This window comes from Streptomyces sp. NPDC048275 (assembly GCF_040652275.1).
Taxonomy (GTDB): domain Bacteria; phylum Actinomycetota; class Actinomycetes; order Streptomycetales; family Streptomycetaceae; genus Streptomyces.
Genome location: NZ_JBEZLR010000049.1, coordinates 1 through 21,451, shown reverse-complemented (window position 1 = coordinate 21,451; position 21,451 = coordinate 1). Strand labels below are relative to the sequence as shown.

The following is a 21,451-nucleotide window of genomic DNA, read 5'->3' as shown; positions in this document are numbered from 1 at the left end:
GTTCGCGAAACCCCCGCCATCCACAGAGCGGAGCGAGCTGCTGCTCAGTACACCGGCTTGTCCGGCTCGATCTGGTTGACCCAGCCGATCACGCCGCCGCCGACGTGCACGGCGTCCGAGAAGCCCGCGGACTTCAGGACCGCGAGGACTTCCGCACTGCGGACACCCGTCTTGCAGTGCAGGACGATCTTCTTGTCCTGCGGGAGCGACTCCAGGGCGGTGCCCATGAGGAACTCGTTCTTCGGGATCAGCTTGGCGCCGGGGATCGAGACGATCTCGTACTCGTTGATCTCACGAACGTCGATGATCTCGATGTTCTCGCCGTCGTCGATCCACTCCTTGAGCTGCTTGGGAGTGATCGTCGAGCCGGCCGCCGCCTCCTGGGCCTCCTCGGAGACGACGCCGCAGAAGGCCTCGTAGTCGATGAGCTCGGTGACGGTCGGGTTCTCGCCGCACACCGCGCAGTTCGGGTCCTTGCGGACCTTGACCTGGCGGTACTGCATCTCCAGGGCGTCGTAGATCATCAGACGGCCGACGAGCGGTTCGCCGATGCCCGCGAGAAGCTTGATCGCCTCGTTGACCTGGATGGAGCCGATGGACGCGCACAGCACGCCCAGGACGCCGCCCTCGGCGCAGGACGGGACCATGCCCGGCGGCGGGGGCTCCGGGTAGAGGCAGCGGTAGCAGGGACCGTGCTCGGACCAGAAGACGGAGGCCTGGCCGTCGAAGCGGTAGATCGAGCCCCAGACGTACGGCTTGTTCAGCAGCACGGCCGCGTCGTTGACCAGGTAGCGGGTCGCGAAGTTGTCCGTGCCGTCGACGATCAGGTCGTACTGGCTGAAGATGTCCATCACGTTCTCGGCCTCGAGCCGCTCTTCGTGAAGGATCACGTTCACGTACGGGTTGATGCCCAGCACGGAGTCGCGGGCCGACTCGGCCTTGGAGCGGCCGATGTCCGCCTGGCTGTGGATGATCTGGCGCTGCAGGTTCGACTCGTCGACCTCGTCGAACTCCACGATGCCGAGCGTGCCCACGCCGGCGGCGGCCAGGTACATCAGCGCCGGCGATCCGAGGCCGCCTGCGCCCACACAGAGCACCTTGGCGTTCTTCAGCCGCTTCTGCCCGTCCATGCCCACGTCGGGGATGATCAGGTGGCGGGAGTACCTGCGGACCTCGTCTACGGTGAGCTCGGCAGCCGGCTCGACCAGGGGTGGCAGCGACACGGGGACTCCGTTGGTCGGTCAATCACTACAGTTGTTCTCCCCGTAACACTGCCACGCCCTTCTTCATTCCGAGACACCCGTTCCGATCCGCGAGACGATTTCGTCCCAGTAGCCGGGCATCGTCTCCCAGGGGTCGGCCCGGCCGCCGCGGTCCGTGCGGTCGGTGAAGTAGATCGTCGAAGCTCCCTGCCAGCGGGCGATGCGCAGCGCCTCGTCGAGATGGCCGCGGGGCACGCCGTGCACGAAGTGGCAGAAGCGCTCGGGCGGATAGTCGGCGGTCCACTCGGCGACCTGCGACCAGCGGTAGTCACTCCAGGAGCCGGAGAAGGTCACCAGCTGGTCGGCGTTCTCGGCATAGCCGGGGTACGGGTGGGTGCGGTGGCCGAAGACGATGTGCGCGTCATCGTGGAGCGCGCGGAGTGTGGTAGCCGTGCGGCGGACCTCGGGGAGCGCGGCGCGCTCGGTGGGACAGCGGTCGAGGAGGAACCCGCCGACCCGGTACCACTCGAGATACCGGTGCGCGTCGGAGAGCAGTTCCCCGAAGGCGCGCGCGCCGTGTGCCGCGTCCAGGTGCCCGAGGAGGCGCACGCCCGCGTTGTGCAGGCGGCCCGCGGCTTCCAGGCAGTGCGGGTCGGGGCGCGTGCCGGGGCCGCCCGCCACGTTCAGGACGACCCAGTGCAAGGGGGTGCCGGGGCGGGTGAGTTCGCCCCATTCCACTGGAGCGACGAGAGGGTGTGCGTAGCCGGGGATACCGAAGCCGAGGCCTAAGCCGGTGCTCGCGGTGCCCGTTGGGGCGCTGGTCAGATGCGGCATGCCGCCTCCATCCAGATGTCGGCGAGGGATTCCTCGAGGTTGATCCGGGGCCGCCAGCCGAGCCGGTCGCGTGCGGTGCGCACATCGGCCTGCTGCCAGCTGCCGCAGCCGTCCGGGTAGGGGTACGCGACCGGGGCCGCGTGGTCCGGTTCGCTGCGGGGGTGGCCGATGGATGCCCTCAGCGGCCCGGGAGGTCCGTCGAGTTCGTGCAGGGCGCCGCCGTAGCCCGCCACACGGGCGAGGACGGCGGCGGCGTCACGGAGACGTACGGCACGGCCCGAGCCGATGTTGATGACGCCCTGCGCGGCGGAGAGCGAGGCGGCGTGGACGGCGCGGGCTACATCGCGTACGTCGATGAAGTCGCGCTGGACGCCGAGTCCGCCGAGCTTGAGCTCGCCATCGCCGGACTGCATGGCGCGCCGCATGGCCTCGGCGAGGCGGCCGAGCGGGGATCCGGCCGGTGTGCCGGGCCCCGTGGGTGAGAAGACGCGCAGTACGACGGCGTCCAGGCCGGAGCCGAGGACCAGCTCGGTGGCGGCGAGTTTGCTGACGCCGTACGGGCCGCCCGGGCGCGGTACCGCGTCCTCGGCCGTGGACGAACCCGGCTGGCTGGGCCCGTACTCGGCGCCGCAGCCGATCTGCACCATGCGTGCGCCGCAGCCGCTGCGGCGCAGAGCCTCGCAGACGGTGGCGACGGCGACGGTGTTGTGCCGGGTCAGTTCGCGGGCGCCGCCGCGGGTGGCGCCGGCGCAGTTGATGACGACCCCGGGGTGCACCGCGTCCAGGAAGCGGGTGAGCGCGCCGGGGCTGCCTGAGGCGAGGTCGAAGCGTACGTCGGCGTCGTCGCCCCGACCGAGCGCGGTGAGCTGCACGGCCGGGTCGGCTAGCAGTCGGTCGGCGACGAAGCGGCCGAGGTATCCGTTGGCTCCGATCAGCAGGACCCTCATAGGGCGGCTCCCGGGGCGGACTCTCCGGTTCGGGAGGTGATCATCTGGCGTTCTCCTTCGGGGTGATGCCGTGGGTCGGGAAGAGGGCCCGCGGTGTCGGCCCCGCGGGAGAAGTGCGCCCGGTGCGAGGGCTGGACCCTCGGGCGCGGGTCACGGCGCACAGCGGTGGGGGGACACCGTGGGCCGGGTCTTGGGTGGGGCTCGCGGCGTCCGGACCGGAACGCCGGGAGCTGGGGAGCGGCGCGGCTTTCGGGCCGGAATGCCAGGGGCCGCGGAGCGGCTCGGCGTTCGGGCCGAAGCGCTGCGGGCCGGGGAGCGGCGTGTAGTTCCCGCGGGAGCGCGGTGGGCCGGGCCGCGGGTCCCTGTCCTTGCTCACGCGGTCCGGGCCGGGGCACAGGGGGCCAAGGGGAGGCTCGGCGTTCTGGTGGGAACGGCGCGGGGCGGGGAGCGGGTCGGCGTTCGGTGCGGGGCCTTGCGGGGGACGCGGGCCGGCGTCCGGGGCGGTACTCATGGCGCCCCGTCTGGTGTCGCGTGGGCCGAGGCCCGGGTCAGTTTGCGGGTCGCGTGGATCAGGAGGACGGCAGCCGCCGCGCCGCACGCCAGAGCGGGGACGGCGCCCGGCCCCCAGGTGCCGACGACGGTGTCGACCGGCATGGCCAGGAACGAGCAACCGGGGAGGCGGCCCGCGAAGACCACGGCCAACGCGGTCGCCTCGGCCGCGCCCGCGGCGCCGAGGACGATGGCGGGCGCATACATGAAGCCACGCACCGTCAGCAGGCGTGCGAGCAGGAGCAGCGCGCCGAGGGCGCCTGCTCCGGCGTACCCGGCGGGCTCGCCCAGCGCTGCCCCGCTCAGTGCGAGCAGCGTGCCGAGCGCACACACGAACAGGCCGAACACCCCCAGGAGCAGCGGCTGCACGGAGGCGGCGAAGTCCTCCAGGCCGCGGCTGGCGGTCAGCTTGCGGTGGGCGCGTACGGCGAAGAGGTGGGCGCACCAGGCCGCGGGGGCGCAGGCCAGGGCGAGGGCAAGCGTGGGTGCGGTGGCCAGGGGCCAGGGGCCGTCGGGACCGCCTGCGATACCGGCGCTCAGCAGCCCGTCGCCGAGCACGGCGTACGCGATCAGCCAGCAGGTCCACGCGCGCGTGCCGCTCGTCGTGCGGTGGGTGGCGCTCAGGGGGCCGCGGCGGAGGGCGAAGCGCAGGCCGAGCGCGACGGCGAGAGTGCCCACCACGGCGACCGCGAGGCGCGGTTGCCCTTCGGTGAGCCGTAGCCCGACCACGGCTGCCGCGCACAGGGCGCCCGGCAGCAGGGCGAGCGCGGCCCAGTCGGCGCGCGCGCCGGGGCGCTCCGGGGGTGCGGGCAGCGACGCCGGTTCCCCGTCGCGCGCCACGCGCGCGTACATCTCCTCGGCGAGCGAGAAAACGTCCCGGTGCCGGAATCGGGCGGCGGTCCGATCGGTCACCCCGTGCGCCTCCAGGCCCGCCGCGATCTCCAACGAGTCGACGGCACGCTCGCAGAGCTCGCGATGCCGGTGCATCAGGGCCTTCACAGGGTCCACGGCCCCTCGACGGGTGATGGGCTTACGCGTGGCGCTCGGGAGGTCACGTGCGCCGGTCGCGTGGTCGTACGCTGCGCCGGCGCCCATCGGGCGCCCGGACTCTTCGGCAGCCCCTTCCGTGCGTACGTCCGTCCCCCCGTCCCCCACAGCCCACTCCGGGGACCGTCGGTCCCAGGCCCCCGGGCTCCCCGGCGTCTGGGGCCGGTCCAGTTCGTCCAGCCCGCCCAGTCCTCCTGCGGCTCCGCCCGGTTCGCTCATCGCGCGCCCTCCCCCGCAGTCAACGGAACCGTCGCGCGCACCGGCGCACCAGCCGCCCAGAGCGGCTGCCTCGCTGCCATGACGCGGGCCTCGGTCCAGCAGCCGGGTACGTGGGCCTCCGCCGGTACGCCGAAAGGCAGCGGCTCCCCCTCGTCGTCCACGACGACCCGCCTGACCGGTGAATGCGAGACGATATCCAGGTAAATGCCGTGAAATGCTTCGATGTTCTGCTCGACCGTGAACAGCTCGAGGGCACGCGCACGTGCCGCCGCGCCCAGGCGTGCGCGCCGCTCTGGGTCGCGCAGCAGCGCCACGCACGCCTCGGCGAGCGCCCGCGGATTACGCGGCGGCACCACCAGGCCCGTACCCCCGATGACTTCGACGACCGCGCCCACATCCGTGGACACGGTGGCGCGCCCGCAGAACATGGCCTCGACCAGGCTGATCGGGAAGCCTTCGACAACGCTCGACAGGACTACCACCGCGCCGGACGCGTACGCCTCCGCGAGGCTCGGGACCTCCGGGCCGCCGATCTCCTCGAACGACACCGGGTTGTCGCCGACCGCGTGCACGCCCTCCGCCTCGTCGGGGAAGAGCTGCGCGGCCAGCGCCTTGCAGTGGGTGAGATACAGCGCGCCGTCCGGTCCTTCGGCGGGCGCCCCGACGATCCGCAGCCGGGTCTTCGGCTCCTCCTTGCGGATCTCGGCGAAGGAGTGCAGCAGCGAGATCAGGTCCTTGGCCGGTTCGATGCGGCCGACCCAGACCAGCGTGTCCGGGTCCGCGCACCCGGGACTCTCCGCGCTCTCGCCCACTTCCGCGAAGCGGTACGCCTCCATGCCGGGGTAGACGGTGCGCAGTTTGGCGCGGTCGGCGCCACAACGCTCCTGCCAGCGGCGGGCGTGGGTGTTACCGGGTGTGATGATCGCTGCCCGCCGGTAGACCTCGGCGGCCAGACGGCCGTGAAACGCGGCGACCAGCGCCCGCACCGCCGGGGACTCATCGACGGACGCGGAGGCCAGATAGTGCGCCCGCAACTGCACGCCGTACTCCGTGACAAGCAGCGGCACCCCGGCGAAGTGCTGGGCGAGGAGGCCGGGCAGGGCCGCGGAGCCGCCAGCCGCGGCGTGACAGAGGTCGACCGAGCCGAGCCCGTCGTCCTCGTACCAGTCCAGCGAGAGGGGGCGCAGCGCGCGCTCGATGTGGGCGGCGACGGCGAGCAGATCGGGTACGCGCGCGGCACGCGCGGCGCGGAGTGCGCCGGGCGCGCGGCAGGCGCGCTCCACGGTGCGCACGGCGTCCTCGGAGCGCAGCGCCCCGACCAGTCCGCCCTCGTCGCGGGCGAGTTCAGCGAGCCCGTACAGTGCACTGCCGAAACGGTCCGCCTCAACACCGCGGGAAGCCCCGGAACCACCCGCGACACCCAAGCCGTCGGAGCCCCCCGGCTCCGAGCAGACCGCCGCCACCAACTCCCCGAAGCATTCGGCGAACCGCCGCCGCGCCCGGCGCCCGTACACCACGCCGTCGCCGTCGGCCGTCCACAGTGGAGCCGTCAGCACCCGGCTGACCTGCGGCGGCAGCTGGATCCAGCCCTCGTCCTCCTGCCGCTCGCTGCGACTGAGCGCGTAGATGTCGAACTCATGCTGCCCAAGCCCGCGCACGAGCCGGTCGCACCAGAGCCTGGCGTCACCGCTCACATACGGATAGCCACCCTCCGTAAGCAGTCCGATGCGCACGAGTGCACCCCCGATCTCCCATATGGGGAGCCACCGTTGACCCGGCGGCTCGCAGCGGGACGAACGTATGCGGACATGACGGTGGCGCGACGGACGGTTGTCCATCACGCCACCAAAAGGGGTGAACGGTCGTAACTTTCCCGCGCAGGGCGCGTTCGGTCGCGCTAGGAGATCATGCAAGGGCGTTTCGTCAGGCGGCGGCCAGCTGTCTCCGGGCGGTGCGCCGTTTCGCCGCTACCACTGGATCGAGCGCCGGTACGGCGGCCAGCAGCTGCTTCGTGTACGGATCCCGCGGCGACTCGTACACCTCGTCGGCGGGCCCGTACTCGACGATGCGACCGCGCCGCATCACCGCGACCCGGTCGCTGACCTGGCGCACGACCGCGAGATCGTGCGCCACGAACACGAGCGCGAGCCCGAGTTCCCGCTGCAACTCGGCGAGCAGGGCGACCACCTGGGCCTGCGTGGTGACATCGAGAGCGGAGACCGGTTCGTCGCAGACGATGACGCGCGGGTCGGCGGCGAGCGCCCGCGCGATCCCGACGCGCTGGCGCTGTCCGCCGCTGAACTCGTGCGGGTAGCGGTCGTAGTGCGCCGCTTCGAGCCCCACGCGCTCCAGCAGTTCCCGTACCCGCCCTCGAATGCGCCCCTCGTCCAGCTCCCCGCGTGCCCGCAGCGGATCGGCGATGGACTCGCCGACGCTGCGCCGCGGGTTGAGGGAGGAGACAGGGTCCTGGAAGACCATCTGGACGGAAGGACTGACGCCGGTCTGCGTACGACCCTCGTACCGGACCGACCCGGCCGTCGGCTCCAGCAGCCCGACCAGCATCCGTCCCAGCGTGGTCTTCCCGCTGCCGCTCTCCCCCACGACCCCGAGCGTCTCCCCGCGCCGAACCGTGAGCGACACCTCGTCCACGGCCGTGAACCGCCGCTTCCCGCGCCCGAATTCGCGCCGCAGACCCACCGCGTCGAGGATGACCCCGTCGGACGAAACGACCTCGGCCGTCGGACCGCCCTCGTCCGGCGGAACGCCCCCGCCCGACCCAGCCCCGTCCGCCGCGCCACCACCCAAGACACCACCACCCGACACACGCCGCGCGTCCACCCGAGGCACCGCGCCCAACAACTCCTGCGTGTACGTCTCCCGCGGCGCACCGAGGACGGTGGCCACCGGGCCGTGCTCGACCACCCGCCCGTGCCGCATGACCAGCACCTCGTCGACACTCTCGGCGGCCACACCCACGTCATGCGTGACCAGCAACAGCCCCATCCCCGTCTCCTCCCGCAGCGTGTGCAGCAGGTCGAGGATCTGGGCCTGGACGGTCACGTCGAGGGCCGTGGTCGGCTCGTCGGCGATCAGCAGGTCGGGGTGACAGGCCAGCGCCATGGCGATCAGGGCGCGCTGGCGCATACCGCCGCTGAACTCGTGCGGACGTGAGCGGGCGCGGCGGGTGGCGTCCGGGATGCCGACGCGGTCGAGCACCTCGACGGCACGCGCGCGTGCGGCGCGCCGGGACGCCTTCACATGCACCCTGTACACCTCGGCGATCTGGTCGCCGACCGCGTAGTACGGGTCGAGCGACGACAGCGGGTCCTGGAAGACCATCGCGGCCTTCCCGCCGCGCAGCCGCCGCAGTTCGTCGTCGGAAGCCTCCTGCACGTCCACTCCGGCCACCCGCACCGCACCGCCGACGCGCGCTCCGGTGCCCCGGTGCAGCGCCAGCAGGGCGGACGCCACCGTGGACTTGCCGGAGCCGGACTCACCGACCAGGCCCAGCGCGGCGCCCTTCTCCAGCCGGAAGGAGAGCCGGTCGACTGCGCGCAGGTCCCCGAACTCGACCGAGAGGTCGGTCACTTCGACGAGGCTCGTGGCCAAGCCGTCCACCGGACTTACGAGACTCGCGACGCTCACGACAACACCACCCGTCGGTCGGCCACCGCGTACAGCACGTCCGCGACGGCGTTGGCCAGGACCACGAAGAAACCGGTGACCAGCACCATTCCGACGACCACCGGCAGGTCGACGACATTGACCGCGTGCACGAGTTCACGCCCGAGGCCCGGCAGGCCGAACAGCGTCTCGGAGAGCACGGCACCGCCGATCGCCGACCCGAAGTCGTTGGCGGTCAGCGCGATGACCGGCGCGAAGGCCCCGCGCACGGCGTGCCGCCCGATGATCGACCGCTCCTTCACGCCGTACGCGCGGAAGGTGCGCACATGGTCCTCGGCGAGCGTCTCCAGCATCGAGGCCCTGGTCAGGCGGGCGTATTTGGCGGACTCGATCAGGGCCAGCGACAACCACGGCAGCAGCAGGTTCCACGCCCACTGCTCGGGGTCCTCGGTGAAGGGCACGTACTGCGGGAAGGGCAGCCATTGCAACTGCCCGCAGATGACGATCATCAGCACCAGGCCGATGACGAAGACGGGCGTGGCCGTGCCGGCGAGGGTGATGCCGGTGAGCACCCGCTCGGTGACCCGGCCACGCCGCCACGCGGACAGCACTCCGGTGCCGACGCCGATGATCAGCCACAGCACCATCGCGCCGAGCACCAGCGAGAAGGTGACCGGCAGCTTCGCCCCGATCAGCTGGGTGACCTGCTGATCGCTCTGGTAGGACAGCCCGAGGCAGGGCGCCCCGCAGTGATCCACGGACGTACCCGTCGAGTAGTCCTGGCCGACGAAGATGCCTTGCAGGAAGTGCCAGTAGCGCAGGTACAACGGATCACCGAGCTGCAACTGCTCGGAGACCTGCTGCACTTGGGCGGGCGAGCAGCGCGGGCCGCAGGTGATCTGGGCGACGTTGCCGGGAGCGACGTAGAAGACGAGATAGATGATCACGGAGATCGCGAGCAGGGTGACGACGGCGCCGACCAGCCGCCGTACGACGAATCCCGCGAAACCGCTCAGCCCGGACAGGCCCCTCAACGCGGCCAGGCTCCTCAGCCAGGACAGGCCTCTCGACAGGGACGGGCCAATCAGTCCAGTCAGGCTGCTCACGCCTTGGCCTCCCGCTTACGTCCGGTGCCGATGCGCAGCCGTGAGGCCGCGCGCGGGTCGAGCGCCGTGCGCACGCCGTCGCCCAGCACGGTCAGCGCGAGCACGGTGACGAACAGCGCCCCGGCCGGCAGCAGCAGATACTGCGGTGCGGCCTGGTACCAGACGTCGGCCGCGGTCAGCATCTGCCCCCACGAGGAGGTCGGCGGCTTCACACCGACACCCAGGAAGCTGAGCGCCGCCTCGACGGTGATGTTCACGGGGACGAGGAGGGCCGCGTACGTGATGACGGGCGCGGCGAGCGCGGGCAGCAGTTCGCGGCGGGCGACCCGCCAGGAACCCCAGCCGCTGAGCCGGGCAGCGGCCACGTAGTCGAGCTCCTTGAGCATCAGCGTATGCGCGCGCACGATCTTCGCGGTCGAGCCCCAGGCCACCAGCCCGATGATGAGCGCGACCAGCACGGGCCGCGGAAAGCTGCTGGGCACGATGGCGAGCAGCGCGAGAGACATGATCATCAACGGCATCGCGATGATGATGTCCGTGGCACGACTCAACAGTTGATCAACCCATTGATTGCCGAGGCCGGCCGCGACACCGACCACCACGCCGATGAGAATCTGCACCAGCGTCGCCGCGAACGCGACGCCGAGGGAGACCCGGGCGCCGTGGACGAGCCGCGCGAAGAGATCCCGCCCGGTCTGCGGTTCGACGCCGAGCCAGTGGTCGCCGCTGATGCCGCCGAGCGAGCCGACGGGCACGCCTCCGCGCGCGGAGTCGATCAGCGAAGGGTGGTAGGTGGTCGGGTCCTGGCCCTCGATCGCCGTGAGCAGCGGTGCGGCGAGCGCGACCAGGACGAGCAGCGCGACGACGGCCGCCGCGACGAGGGCGGCGCGCTGCGTACGCAGTCGCCGCCAGAACTGTCGGCCCCCGGAGGTCACCGGAACGGACGTTCCCGTCCCGATGACCTCCGCGGCCGCAAGGGCCTCGCTCATGGGGCTACTTCACCGCGACCTGGGAGATGTCCAGCACGCCGGTCCAGTCGCTGATCACGATGTTCTTGACGGCGCTGCCGTACAGGCGCTTGTAGACGGGGTGGAACAGCGGCACGGTCAGGGCCTGCTCGCCGATCTTCTTGTCCAGTGCACCCCAGCGCTCGGCGGCCTCGTCAAGATCGGTCAACTTGTTGATCGCGTCAATCTCATCGTTGACCGACTTGTCATTGAGGAGGCCGGTGTTGAAGTTGGCGCCGTCCTTGACGATCTGACGGCCGTCGAAGATCGGAGCGAGGAAGGGACCGCCGGAGGGCCAGTCGGCACCCCAGTGGGCGAGGAAGAAGCCGGGCTCGGTCTTCACACTGTGGATCTTGTCGCTGTAGTCGTTCTCCTCGAGCCCCTGCAGCTTGACGGTGATTCCGGCCTTCTTCAGCGCGTCCTGGATCGCGGTGGCGATCTCCGGGCTGGTCTCGAAGTCCTTGCTGTTGGAGTGGGTGAGCGTGAGGGTGAGCCCGTCCTCGTAACCGGCCTCCTTCAGCAGCGCCTTCGCCTTCTCCGGGTCGCCGGACTCGCCCGCCGGGAAGTGGTCGTACGGCGTGTAGCCGAAGGACTTCTGGTTCGGCAGATAGGTGGTCGCGGCCTCGGCCAGCGAGGACCCGCCCGCCGCGTTGATCACCGACGAACGGTCGATGGCGTACGAGATCGCCTGCCGCACCTTCGGGTCGTCGAACGGCTTCACCTTCGGGTTGAAGGCGAGGTAGTTGGTGTAGCCGAAGTGCCCGGTGCCGACGCGCGCGGCCAGCTCCTTGTCACCCGTCACCTTGGCGAGCTCGGCCGGGCCGAGGTTGGTGTCCGTGGTGACGGCGGTGGCGTCCGCCCCTTGAGACGAGGACAGCCGCTGGTTGATCACGGACGAGTCCAGACCCGACCGTACGTCGATCGTGTCCGGGTAGGCCTTGCGCTCGGCGTCGACCGACGCGGACCAGTACGTGTTGCGTTCCAGGGTGAGCCGCTCGCCGTCGTTCTCGTTCTTGACGACCTTGTACGGACCCGAGGAGATCGGGTGCTCCTCGTACTTCGTACCGGTGTCCTTGGCCTCCGGGACGGGCGCGAACTGCGTCTGCGTGGCCAGGTAGGGGAACTCGCCCTCGGGCTTGTTGAGGTGGAAGACGATGGTCAGGTCGTCCGGCGTCTCGATCGAGTCGAGGCCCTTCTTGTCCTTGTACGGGCCCTGGTAGTCGGCGCCACCGATCAGCCAGTCCCTCAAGTAGGGGGCTCCGCCGGAGAGTTCGGCGGCAAAGGAACGCTCGATGCCGTACTTGATGTCGGCGGAGGTGATCGGCGTCCCGTCCTCGTACTTGAGGCCCTTCTTCAGGGTGTACGTCCATACGGTCGCGTTCTCGCTCGGGCGGCCGGTGTCCGTGGCGAGGTCCGGGACCACCTCGGCGCCGGCGGCCCCGCTCTCGCGGTTGCGCGTGGTGAGCGTACGGAAGACCAGGGAGGGGACGTTGCCGCCGCCGGAGGTGTAGAGGCGCGCCGGGTCGAAGTCGCTCTGCGGGTTGGAGTTCAGGACCGTCAGCGTGCCCCCCTTCTGCGGCTTGGAGTCGCCACTGGCGCCCTTGGCATCATTGTCCTTCGGACCGCAGGCGGCCGCACCCGCTGCCACGACCAGGGTGACGGATGCCGCGGCCACGCGGCGCGCTATGGCGGACGGTTGACGCATCGGAAGACGACCTCTCGAAAGGCTCGAATGGCGAGACGGATTGACACGGGGTGAGACGGAGGAGAGCAGAGTTCACCCAAGGCGTCAGGCGTCGGCATCCGACCGGAGAGACCGGAGGGAACCGGCGAACCGGCAACCCGGCGAAACCGGAAGACCGGAGGAACCGGAGGAACCGGAGGAACCGGAGGAACCGGAGAGACCGGAGAGACCGGAGAAAGACCCGCGCGCATCGGCTGCAAGGCACCGAAGCGCGCGGAAACGTGGAAACCCGGAAACCAGAAAACCGGAACCCCGAAAACGGCGACGCACTCGCCAAGGGCGGACGTCAGCGACAGTAAATGTCGGCCACGCAGAACGCGGTCACGCCGATGAGCGCGAGCTCAATGGCGGCGCGTGCGGAGGCGTGGCGAGGCGACATGCCGAAAAATATGAACGAACTTTCGGCGCATGTCAACGCGACCTGAGTGGCCGCTGTCAACTTCCGGGGTACGGCCAAGGATTGGCCAGGCAGTGGATCCCGTCGTGGTCGAGGAACTTGCTCTGCTGCTGCATGACGGGGGCGAGTTCGCCGTCCTTGTCACACGTCTCATGGCCGTATCCGAGCCGGTGGCCGACCTCATGGTTGATCAGCATCTGCCGGTAGGCATGGATTTTGTCACCGTAGGTCTCGGAGCCCTGCGCCCAGCGATACGCATTGATCATGACGCGTTCGGTGGAGGCCGAGTCGCACGACACGTTGTCCACGGTGGTGTCCAGACTCGACTTGGCACACCAGTCGGCGGTGGTGCCGGGGCTGGCCAGCGTGATCACGAAGTCGGGTTTGCCGGAGTGGATCCGCTCGAACGTGCGGGCGCCGCCGTGGGCCCAACTCCGGTTGTCGTTCAGCGTCTTCTGCACGGCCTGCGCAAAGAGTTCGGCATCGAGCCCGAGCCCCCGCTCCACGTCCACCCGGTAGGTGTATTTCTGCCCCTTTCCGGGCGCCTTGTCGAGCCCGGCGACCGCGTCGAACTTCCCCGAGCCCTTGAGCGTGGCACCGAGCTTGTACCTCTCGCCCATCTTCTCGTCGTACGTCAGCGTCGCCGCGCTCGGTGTCGCACTCGCCGTGTCGGACGGCGTCACCCGGTTGTCGCCGCGCGAGGCGGAGTCCCGGGCGTCCCGGTCACCGCCGGCGGCGGACTGCGTGTTGGCGGAGGTGTCGTCCCGCCCGGCGACCTGTCCGGCCACGACGACAGCGAGCACGGTGGTGACGGCGGCCGCGGCGATTCCGGTGAACGCCCGCCCCTTGCCGGACTTGCCCTTCCCCGGCTCCTCGACCTGCGGAAGCGGTTCCTGTTCCTCGACGGGCTCCGGGTCCCAGTCTGTGACGGTGGCGTAGGGGTCGGCGTGGTGCGCTGCGCTGCGCCGGGGCGCGAAGAGATCGACGTCGTCGCTCTCTTCGAAGGCGTCGATGTAGGCCTGTCGGGGCCCCTGCCCCGGCCCGGCCTCCTGCCGCTGCCGGGGAATGCGGGGGCCAGGAGCTCCGGAAGACCCAGGAGGTCCAGCCGGTCCGGGATAACCGAGGGGCGCGCTCCGGGGCGCCCCTTGCGCCCCGGCTTGAGGCAAGTCGTACGCGGCGTCCGACGGACGCGCTCCGCCTCTCAAATCGCCCCAGCCACCGCCGGATTCACGCTGCTCGGGGTGTCCGCCACGCGCTTGGGGGACACCGTGCGCCGGCGTGCCGTCGGGCAGCCGCGGCACGCCACGGGCAGGCGTCCCGTCCGCCATCCGCGGGATGCCATGAGCCGGGGTCCCGTCCGGAAAGCGCGGAACACCGTGTGCCGGAGTCCCGTCCGCGAAACGCGGAACACCGTGCGCGGGCGTGCCGTCCGGAAGGCGCGGGACACCGTGTGCCGGAGTCCCGTCCGCCGCCCTCGGTACTCCCCGGGGCGCACTCCCGCCCATCGGAGGCCGGGGAGGCTGCGGCCCCAAGGCGCCCCGCCGAGCGGCACCCTGCGACGAACCGGGCCCCGAACCCGTACCCACACCCGTCCCCGAACCCGGCCCCATGCCGGGCGCCGGAACCACCGGCATCTCCCCCGTCCTCCCCGCGCCCCCCGTATCGCTCTTCCCCGCCCGTCCCCGGCGACTGTGACGTCCCACGCCGCGCCTCAGCTCCCCGCGCCGGTGGCGGTCGAGGAATTCGTCGAGGAGGTCAACTCACCCGTGTCCGCGAAGAGTTCACGGAACGCCGTGACCACCGCCTCCGGGTACTCCATCATCGCGACATGCCCCGCGTCCGGCAGGGTCAGCAGCCGCGAATCGCGGAAGGCGCGCGCCGCCCGCTGGGCCATGCGGTAACCGACAAGCTGGTCGCGGCCACCGTAGACAAGGAGGGTCGGCGCGAGCACCCGCTCGGCCTGTCGCCACAACCCGTGCTGACCGCCCAGCGTGTACGCGTCCACCAGCCCGCGCGTCGAACGCGCCATGGCGTCCCAGAAGTACGGGAGGGCGAGCCGTCGCTCCATTTCCTCGACCGCGTTCCGGAAGCCCTCGGGCGTCACCATGCCCGGATCCCCGTAACAGAGCGCCATGACCCCGCGGACGCGCTGCTCGGCGCTCCAGCCCTTGGTGAACTTGGTGAACATCCCCGCCACTCCGGGCACGGCGAGCAGCGCCGTGGGCCATGCGCCGCGCTGCGCCCGGATCTCCGGGAGCGCGGGGGACACCAGCGTGAGGGTGCGGACGAGATCGGGCCGTACGGCCGCGACGCGCGTCGTGACCGCCCCGCCCAGAGAGTTCCCGAAGAGGTGTACGGGACCGCGCTCGGCCGCGTCGAGATAACGGATGACCGCGCGCGCGTGCCCGGTGACGGAGTAGTTGCCGTCGTCCGGCGGCGGCGAGTCCCCGAAGCCCGGCAGATCGAGGGCCTCGCTGGCCACCAGATCGTCGAGCAGCGGCATCAGCGCCGACCAGTTCTGCGAGGAACCGCCGAGACCGTGCACATACAAGGCGGGCGGCAGCCCCGCGCGGGCGGGCGGTCTCGACCGTACGGTCAGCGTGATCCCGGGCAGACCCACCGATCGCAGCCGCTCCCCCGCCGCGACTCGAACGGTTCCGACCCTCGGCGTGACGGTGGCGGCCAGCGCGGGGGGAAGCTCGGTCGAAGACATGCAGCAATGTTACGAGACGATCACGTAGTGGCTCATGTGTTCGCCATCACAGATCGCGAGCGGATCGCATAGCGCCTCGATCGGGTGTCTCCTAGGCTTCGAACGAGGGCACTCGTAGGCACACAGGAGCGCACTCGCACCGCTCGGGAAGAGGAATCATGACAGTCGACCCCACGGACCCCGAGACCTTCGCCGAAGATGACGAGGCCCCCGACCTCGACCCGGAGGCCCCCGAGGCGGACGCGGCCGAGCAGCACGCCGATCTGACGCCGCAGGACGAAGACCTGCTGAGCGTCGGCGACCCCGACAACGCCAACGAGGCGGACCTCGCCGAACAGGCGAGGGTCGTAGAACTCAACGAGGACGACTACCGGTAAGGACAATTGACGCTTACCGATCACGCAGACAACCGCCGGCGCGGACAATCGCCGGTGACGCCGCCAGGGTGACCGGGCGCTGCCGCGCCCGTCTCGTCCCTGTTCGGCATCGTCTGCGCCGCTATCGCCACCGTCCGGTACGTGAAATTCTGCGCTCGCACCGCGCACACGACGGTTACCGAAAAGTACGATGGCGACGCGGCGCACACCGCAAGTGGACAATCTTGGAGGCGGCGTGACAGCCATCGAGCAGACAGAGGCAGCGCGCCCGCGGGGCACGCGCCTGCCGCGCCGGGCCCGACGCAACCAGCTCCTCGGCGCCGCCCAGGAAGTATTCGTTGCGCAGGGGTACCACTCGGCCGCCATGGACGACATCGCCGAGCGCGCGGGCGTCAGCAAGCCGGTTCTCTACCAGCACTTCCCGGGCAAGCTCGACCTGTATCTCGCTCTGCTGGACCAGCACTGCGAGTCGCTCCTGCAGTCCGTGCGGACGGCGCTCGCGTCCACCACGGACAACAGCTTGCGCGTCCGCGCGACGATGGACGCCTACTTCGCGTACGTCGAGGACGACGGCGGCGCCTTCCGGCTGGTCTTCGAGTCCGACCTGACGAACGAGCCCGCGGTCCGCGAGCGCGTGGACAGGGTCACGCACCAGTGCGCGGAGGCGATCTGCGACGTCATCGCGGAGGACACCGGTCTCTCGCGCGCCGAGTCGATGCTCCTCGCGTCCGGCCTGGGCGGTCTGGCCCAAGTGGTGGCCCGCTCCTGGTTGCACAGTGACCGCAGCGTCCCCCGCGACGAGGCGGTCCAGCTGCTGACCTCGCTGGCCTGGCGGGGCATCGCGGGCTTCCCGCTGCACGGTACCGATCACCACTGATCACCACGGACGGCGTCCGTACCGCGCGTTTGTTCCCGCGCGCTGTTCGCTCCTGGCGTTCTTGAGCGGAGCGTGTACGTCCCCTCACCGGGCTAATGTGTGCAGCGTACGGCGCGTACGAACGCGCACATCACTGACCGTCGGAGGGACAAAGCCGTGGAGGTCAAGATCGGCGTGCAGCACGCGCCCCGCGAGATCGTTCTGGAGAGCGGTCAGACCCCGGAAGAGGTCGAGCGCGCGGTGTCCGAGGCTCTGGCCGGCAAGTCGCAGCTGCTGAGCCTCGTGGACGACCACGGCCGCAAGGTCTTGGTTCCGGCCGACCGCCTCGCGTATGTGGAGCTCGGCGAGCCCACCCAGCGCAAGGTGGGATTCAGCGCGCTGTAGTCAGGCGAGCGGATACGCGAAGGGGGCCGGTGGCAGTGCCACCGGCCCCCTTCGCGTATCCGCTTCCGAAACCGCTTCCGCGCTTGGCCGGATATCGGCACCGGACACAGATGGAGCACAGATCCCCCACACAGGAGGATTGCATTCCGCACGTCAGGGGTAAGACCGGCTACGACCGATTTGCACCGGCCGTGCGGGAGGGACCCCACCATGTTCTTGGAAGCGCTCGGCGCCGCGATGCTCGGTCTCGCCCTGGCATGGGTGGCGGCATCCCGCCTGCCGCACCGCCTGCCGACCCGCAGCCTGGTCCTGTCGACCGGCGTCGCCGGAGCCCTGTTCGGGGCCTTCCTGACGCACACGTCGCTGGGCTCCGGCTACTTCCTGGTGATCCTCATCGGCGCGGCGATCGTCTCCGTAGCGCTGCTGTCGCTGCTGCTGCGCCCCGCGGAGAGATTTCGCCGCCGCTCAGCGACGGCGTGACCCCTTCCGAAAGCACCCCTTCCGAAAGCACCCCTTCGGAAAGCACCCCTTCGGAAAGCACCCCTTCCGAAGGCACCCGATCCGCAAGCACCCCATCCACAAGCGGCGCGGCCAGTCTTCGTAGGCGACGAAATCAGCAGCCGTAGACGTCCCGGTCAGGCGGCCAGGCCCAGCGCGGCCATCCGCTTCGTGTGCGCCTCGGTGATCCGCGAGAACATCCGGCCGACCTCCGCGAGGTCGAAGCCGTCCGCGACGCCGCCCACGAGCATCGTCGACAGGGCGTCACGGTCCGCGACCACCCGCTGCGACTGGGACAGCGCCTCACCCATCAGCCGCCGCGCCCACAGCGCGAGCCGGCCGCCCACGCGGGGGTCGGCGTCGATCGCGGCGCGCACCTTCTCGATGGCGAAGCCGGCGTGCCCGGTGTCGTCGAGAACGGCGAGGACCAGCCCGCGCGTGTCGGCGTCGAGCCGCGCGGCAACCTCCCGGTAGAAGTCACTGGCGATGGAGTCGCCGACGTACGCCTTGACGAGCCCTTCCAGCCAGTCCGAGGGGGCCGTCTGCTTGTGGAAGCCGTCGAGCGCCGCGACAAAGGGCTCCATCGCCTGCGTCGGCTCCGCACCGATCGCCGCGAGCCGGTCCCGCAGCCGCTCGAAGTGGTGGAACTCGGCCGACGCCATCTTCGCCAGCTCCGCCTTGTCACTGAGTGTCGGCGCCAGCTTGGCGTCCTCCGCGAGCCGTTCGAACGCCGCCAGCTCGCCGTACGCAAGCGCTCCGAGCAGGTCCACGACCGCGGCACGGTACTGGGGGTCGGCGGAGGCCGTGTCCCAGTCCTGGGCTGCTACTCCGGTGGGCGCGGGAGTGGCCTCGGCGGGTGTGTCTGCGGCGTTGTCAGGCGTCGTCATGAAGCGCACAATAGCTCGCTCACCGCAACACGGAAGTCCCTGGTCAATCAGTGTGACGACCATGACGTGACCAAATCGGCCATCGCATATGCGCGATTCCGGGGTATGGTGGTAATGCGCCCGGCGAGTATTCGACGGGCCGCACGAATGAGGATGCCCGGTCGGTGGCCCGATCGGCTCCGACCCGACAGCCCTCCTCGTCCGTACGGCACATTGCGTACGACGTCCGGAGGGACCCTCAGCGGCACGAGAGCTCGAGCGTCGGCAGTGGTCCCATGCCACCCGGCCCGCCCGTCAAGAGCGGCCGACGTCCCCGGCACGGTCCCCAGACACGACCCCCGCGCTCGCCTCGCACCGCGTACACAGAAGAGGCAGCACCCTGACTACGACTTTCCGAGAGCTCGGGATCCTTCCCGAGACGGCCGAGGCCCTTGAAGCCGTCGGCATCATCAATCCCTTCCCCATCCAGGAGATGACGCTCCCCGTCGCCCTTTCGGGCACCGACGTCATCGGCCAGGCCAAGACCGGCACCGGCAAGACGCTGGGCTTCGGCCTCCCGCTCCTCGAGCGCGTCACCGTCCCCGCGGACGTCGAGGCGGGCCGGGCCCAGCCCGAGCAGCTCACCGACGCCCCGCAGGCCCTCGTCGTCGTCCCGACGCGCGAGCTGTGCACCCAGGTGACGAACGACCTGCTGACCGCGGGCAAGGTCCGCAACGTACGCGTTCTCGCCATCTACGGCGGCCGGGCGTACGAGCCCCAGGTCGAGGCCCTCAAGAAGGGCGTCGACGTCATCGTCGGCACTCCCGGGCGGCTGCTGGACCTCGCGGGCCAGAAGAAGCTCAACCTCAAGCACATCAAGGCGCTCGTCCTCGACGAGGCCGACGAGATGCTCGACCTGGGCTTCCTGCCCGACGTCGAGAAGATCATGAACATGCTGCCGGCCCGCCGTCAGACGATGCTGTTCTCCGCGACCATGCCGGGCGCCGTCATCGGTCTCGCACGCCGCTACATGTCGCAGCCCACGCACATCCGCGCCACCGCGCCGGACGACGAGGGCGCGACGGTCGCGAACACCTCGCAGCACATCTACCGCGCCCACAATATGGACAAGCCCGAGCTGGTCGCACGCATACTGCAGGCCGACGGCCGGGGACTGGCCATGGTCTTCTGCCGTACGAAGCGCACGGCGGCCGACCTCGCCGACCAGCTCCAGCAGCGCGGCTTCGCCTCCGGCGCGGTCCACGGCGACCTCGGCCAGGGCGCCCGCGAGCAGGCGCTGCGCGCCTTCCGCAACGGCAAGGTCGACGTCCTCGTCTGCACCGACGTGGCCGCCCGCGGCATCGACGTCGAAGGCGTCACGCACGTCATCAACTACCAGTCCCCCGAGGACGAGAAGACGTACCTGCACCGCATCGGCCGTACGGGCCGCGCAGGCGCCAAGGGCATCGCGATCACGCTCGTCGACTGGGACGACATCCCGCGCTGGCAGCTGATCAACAAGGCGTTGGAGCTCAACTTCAACGACCCGCCGGAGACGTACTCCACCTCCCCGCACCTCTTCGAGGAGCTGAGCATCCCGGCCGGCACCAAGGGTGTCCTGCCGCGTTCCGAGCGCACCCGCGCCGGGCTCGCGGCCGAGGCGGTCGAGGACCTCGGCGAGACCGGCGGCCGTGGTGGTCCGCGCGGTCGCGGTGGCCGTTCCTCGGCGCCGGCCGCCGAGCGCGAGCGTGAGCGTCCGGCGCGCACTCCGCGTCGCCGTCGCCGTACGCGCAACGGCGCACCGCTGGAGGAGACGTCCGCGACGTCGGCTCCCGCGACGTCGGCTCCGGAGGCAACGACGGAGCCCGCGTCCGGAGAGGCCACCGAGCCCCGCACTCCGCGCCGTCGTCGCCGTACGCGCGTCGGGGCGTCTTCGGAGCCCGTGGCGGCCGCAGTGGTCGAGCCGTCGGCGACCGAGGCCGCCGAGAGCGCCGTCGCCACGGCCGAGGGCACGGATGCTGCAGAGGCGGCAGAGACGGTGGAGGCGGCTGCGAAGCCGCGCCGCCGCCGTACCCGCAAGACGGCGGAGGCCACGGTCGAGACCGTGACCGCCGTCGCCGAGGCTGTCGTCGAGGACGTCACGGAGGCGCCGGCTCCGCCGCAGCCGCGCCGCCGGACGCGCAAGGCCGCCGAGCCCGCCGAGGCCGCCGAGGCCGTGGTCGACACGGCCGAAGCAGTCACCGAGGTCACCGAGACCAAGCCGCGCCGCACCCGCAAGGCCGCGGTGGCCACAGTGGCCACGGTCGAGGCGACACCGGAAGCGACGGAGACCAAGCCCCGCCGCACCCGCGCCAAGGCCACCACCGCTGCCGCCGAAGCAGCCGCGGACACCGCCGAAGCCACCGAGGCCAAGCCCCGCCGCCGTACCCGCAAGGCCACCACCGCGACCGTCGACGCCGAAATCCCGGCCCAGACAGCCGCCGAGGAAGCCGACGCCAAGCCGCGCCGCCGGACGCGCAAGGCCGCCGAGCCCGCCGAGGCCGCCGAGGCCGTGGTCGACACGGCCGAAGCAGTCACCGAGGTCACCGAGACCAAGCCGCGCCGCACCCGCAAGGCCGCGGTGGCCACAGTGGCCACGGTTGAGGCGACACCGGAAGCGACGGAGACCAAGCCCCGCCGCACCCGCGCCAAGGCCACCACCGCTGCCGCCGAAGCAGCCGCGGACACCGCCGAAGCCACCGAGGCCAAGCCCCGCCGCCGTACCCGCAAGGCCACCACCGCGACCGTCGACGCCGAAATCCCGGCCCAGACAGCCGCCGAGGAAGCCGACGCCAAGCCGCGCCGCCGGACGCGCAAGGCCGCGGCTGCCGCGGAGCCCGCGGAAAGCTGACCCTCAGCCCGATGGCCCGGTCCCACCTTGTGTGGGGCCGGGCCATCGGCGTTCTCGGGCGCCCTCCGCCGAGGTCTAGGGCCTGTCCGGCGGATCAAGTCGCAGGAAATCGGCGGCGCCCTATAAACGCTGGTGAGCGGGGTCTGGTGCGTCCAACTGCAAGGCGGAGG

Annotated in this window: 18 protein-coding genes; 5 read left to right on the top strand and 13 right to left on the bottom strand. The window is 70.9% G+C overall.

All coding sequences use genetic code 11. The features are described 5' to 3' along the window. Nucleotides 1-44 precede the first annotated feature (44 nt). The 12 genes from moeZ to AB0D57_RS26350 all read right to left on the bottom strand — a co-directional run bounded on the left by moeZ (nucleotide 45) and on the right by AB0D57_RS26350 (nucleotide 15,389). Nucleotides 45-1,223 carry an adenylyltransferase/sulfurtransferase MoeZ gene (gene moeZ, locus AB0D57_RS26405; RefSeq protein WP_362077793.1) on the bottom strand — a complete coding sequence of 393 codons (1,179 nt, stop codon included), beginning with the start codon at nucleotides 1,221-1,223 and terminating at the stop codon, nucleotides 45-47. A gap of 63 nt (nucleotides 1,224-1,286) precedes the next feature. Continuing rightward, nucleotides 1,287-2,036: a spherulation-specific family 4 protein gene (locus AB0D57_RS26400; protein WP_362077790.1), complete on the bottom strand. Its 750-nt coding sequence runs from the start codon at nucleotides 2,034-2,036 to the stop codon at nucleotides 1,287-1,289. Continuing rightward, nucleotides 2,024-2,983 carry an NAD-dependent epimerase/dehydratase family protein gene (locus AB0D57_RS26395; protein WP_362077787.1) on the bottom strand — a complete coding sequence of 320 codons (960 nt, stop codon included), beginning with the start codon at nucleotides 2,981-2,983 and terminating at the stop codon, nucleotides 2,024-2,026. Before AB0D57_RS26395 ends, AB0D57_RS26400 begins: the two co-directional genes overlap by 13 nt. A 507-nt stretch (nucleotides 2,984-3,490) precedes the next feature. After that, the gene (locus AB0D57_RS26390; RefSeq protein WP_362077902.1) at nucleotides 3,491-4,768 is read right to left on the bottom strand and encodes a hypothetical protein; all 1,278 of its coding nucleotides are present in this window, start codon (nucleotides 4,766-4,768) and stop codon (nucleotides 3,491-3,493) included. A 26-nt stretch (nucleotides 4,769-4,794) separates the two neighbouring features. Next, the gene (locus AB0D57_RS26385) at nucleotides 4,795-6,531 is read right to left on the bottom strand and encodes a DUF3492 domain-containing protein (protein ID WP_362077784.1); all 1,737 of its coding nucleotides are present in this window, start codon (nucleotides 6,529-6,531) and stop codon (nucleotides 4,795-4,797) included. 190 nt (nucleotides 6,532-6,721) lie between these two features. Then, nucleotides 6,722-8,443, bottom strand: a complete 1,722-nt coding sequence (locus AB0D57_RS26380; RefSeq protein ID WP_362077781.1) for an ABC transporter ATP-binding protein — start codon at nucleotides 8,441-8,443, stop codon at nucleotides 6,722-6,724. Beyond that, complete coding sequence (locus tag AB0D57_RS26375; protein WP_362077899.1) at nucleotides 8,440-9,438, bottom strand: ABC transporter permease; 999 nt, start codon at nucleotides 9,436-9,438, stop codon at nucleotides 8,440-8,442. The genes AB0D57_RS26380 and AB0D57_RS26375 overlap by 4 nt, the downstream gene beginning before the upstream one ends. Before the next feature lie 86 nt (nucleotides 9,439-9,524). Then, nucleotides 9,525-10,517 carry an ABC transporter permease gene (locus AB0D57_RS26370; RefSeq protein ID WP_362077778.1) on the bottom strand — a complete coding sequence of 331 codons (993 nt, stop codon included), beginning with the start codon at nucleotides 10,515-10,517 and terminating at the stop codon, nucleotides 9,525-9,527. Nucleotides 10,518-10,521: 4 nt separating this feature from the next. Next, the gene (locus AB0D57_RS26365) at nucleotides 10,522-12,240 is read right to left on the bottom strand and encodes an ABC transporter substrate-binding protein (RefSeq protein WP_362077775.1); all 1,719 of its coding nucleotides are present in this window, start codon (nucleotides 12,238-12,240) and stop codon (nucleotides 10,522-10,524) included. Nucleotides 12,241-12,565: 325 nt separating this feature from the next. Continuing rightward, nucleotides 12,566-12,658, bottom strand: coding sequence for an Ms4533A family Cys-rich leader peptide (locus AB0D57_RS26360; RefSeq protein WP_362077772.1), 93 nt, complete (start codon nucleotides 12,656-12,658; stop codon nucleotides 12,566-12,568). Nucleotides 12,659-12,714: 56 nt separating this feature from the next. Beyond that, a complete protein-coding gene (locus AB0D57_RS26355; RefSeq protein WP_362077769.1) occupies nucleotides 12,715-14,379 on the bottom strand; it encodes a DUF3152 domain-containing protein in 1,665 nt (554 codons plus the stop codon). 8 nt (nucleotides 14,380-14,387) lie between these two features. Beyond that, entirely contained in the window at nucleotides 14,388-15,389 is a 1,002-nt protein-coding gene (locus tag AB0D57_RS26350) for an alpha/beta hydrolase (protein WP_362077766.1), read from the bottom strand. A 158-nt stretch (nucleotides 15,390-15,547) separates the two neighbouring features. Between AB0D57_RS26350 and AB0D57_RS26345 the strand changes: the two genes are divergently transcribed. The 4 genes from AB0D57_RS26345 (at nucleotide 15,548) to AB0D57_RS26330 (ending at nucleotide 17,507) form a co-directional block, all read left to right on the top strand. Further along, nucleotides 15,548-15,766, top strand: coding sequence for a hypothetical protein (locus AB0D57_RS26345; RefSeq protein WP_362077763.1), 219 nt, complete (start codon nucleotides 15,548-15,550; stop codon nucleotides 15,764-15,766). A gap of 235 nt (nucleotides 15,767-16,001) precedes the next feature. Beyond that, entirely contained in the window at nucleotides 16,002-16,643 is a 642-nt protein-coding gene (locus tag AB0D57_RS26340) for a TetR/AcrR family transcriptional regulator (protein ID WP_362077760.1), read from the top strand. A gap of 156 nt (nucleotides 16,644-16,799) precedes the next feature. After that, the gene (locus AB0D57_RS26335) at nucleotides 16,800-17,027 is read left to right on the top strand and encodes a DUF3107 domain-containing protein (protein WP_028801993.1); all 228 of its coding nucleotides are present in this window, start codon (nucleotides 16,800-16,802) and stop codon (nucleotides 17,025-17,027) included. Between the two features lie 210 nt (nucleotides 17,028-17,237). Continuing rightward, entirely contained in the window at nucleotides 17,238-17,507 is a 270-nt protein-coding gene (locus tag AB0D57_RS26330) for a hypothetical protein (protein WP_362077757.1), read from the top strand. Between the two features lie 155 nt (nucleotides 17,508-17,662). Here the strand turns inward: AB0D57_RS26330 and AB0D57_RS26325 are convergent, their stop codons facing one another. Beyond that, nucleotides 17,663-18,412, bottom strand: coding sequence for a ferritin-like fold-containing protein (locus AB0D57_RS26325; RefSeq protein ID WP_362077754.1), 750 nt, complete (start codon nucleotides 18,410-18,412; stop codon nucleotides 17,663-17,665). Nucleotides 18,413-18,884: 472 nt separating this feature from the next. Here AB0D57_RS26325 and AB0D57_RS26320 point away from each other — a divergent pair, with 472 nt between their 5' ends. Beyond that, entirely contained in the window at nucleotides 18,885-21,281 is a 2,397-nt protein-coding gene (locus AB0D57_RS26320; RefSeq protein ID WP_362077751.1) for a DEAD/DEAH box helicase, read from the top strand. Nucleotides 21,282-21,451 lie beyond the last annotated feature (170 nt).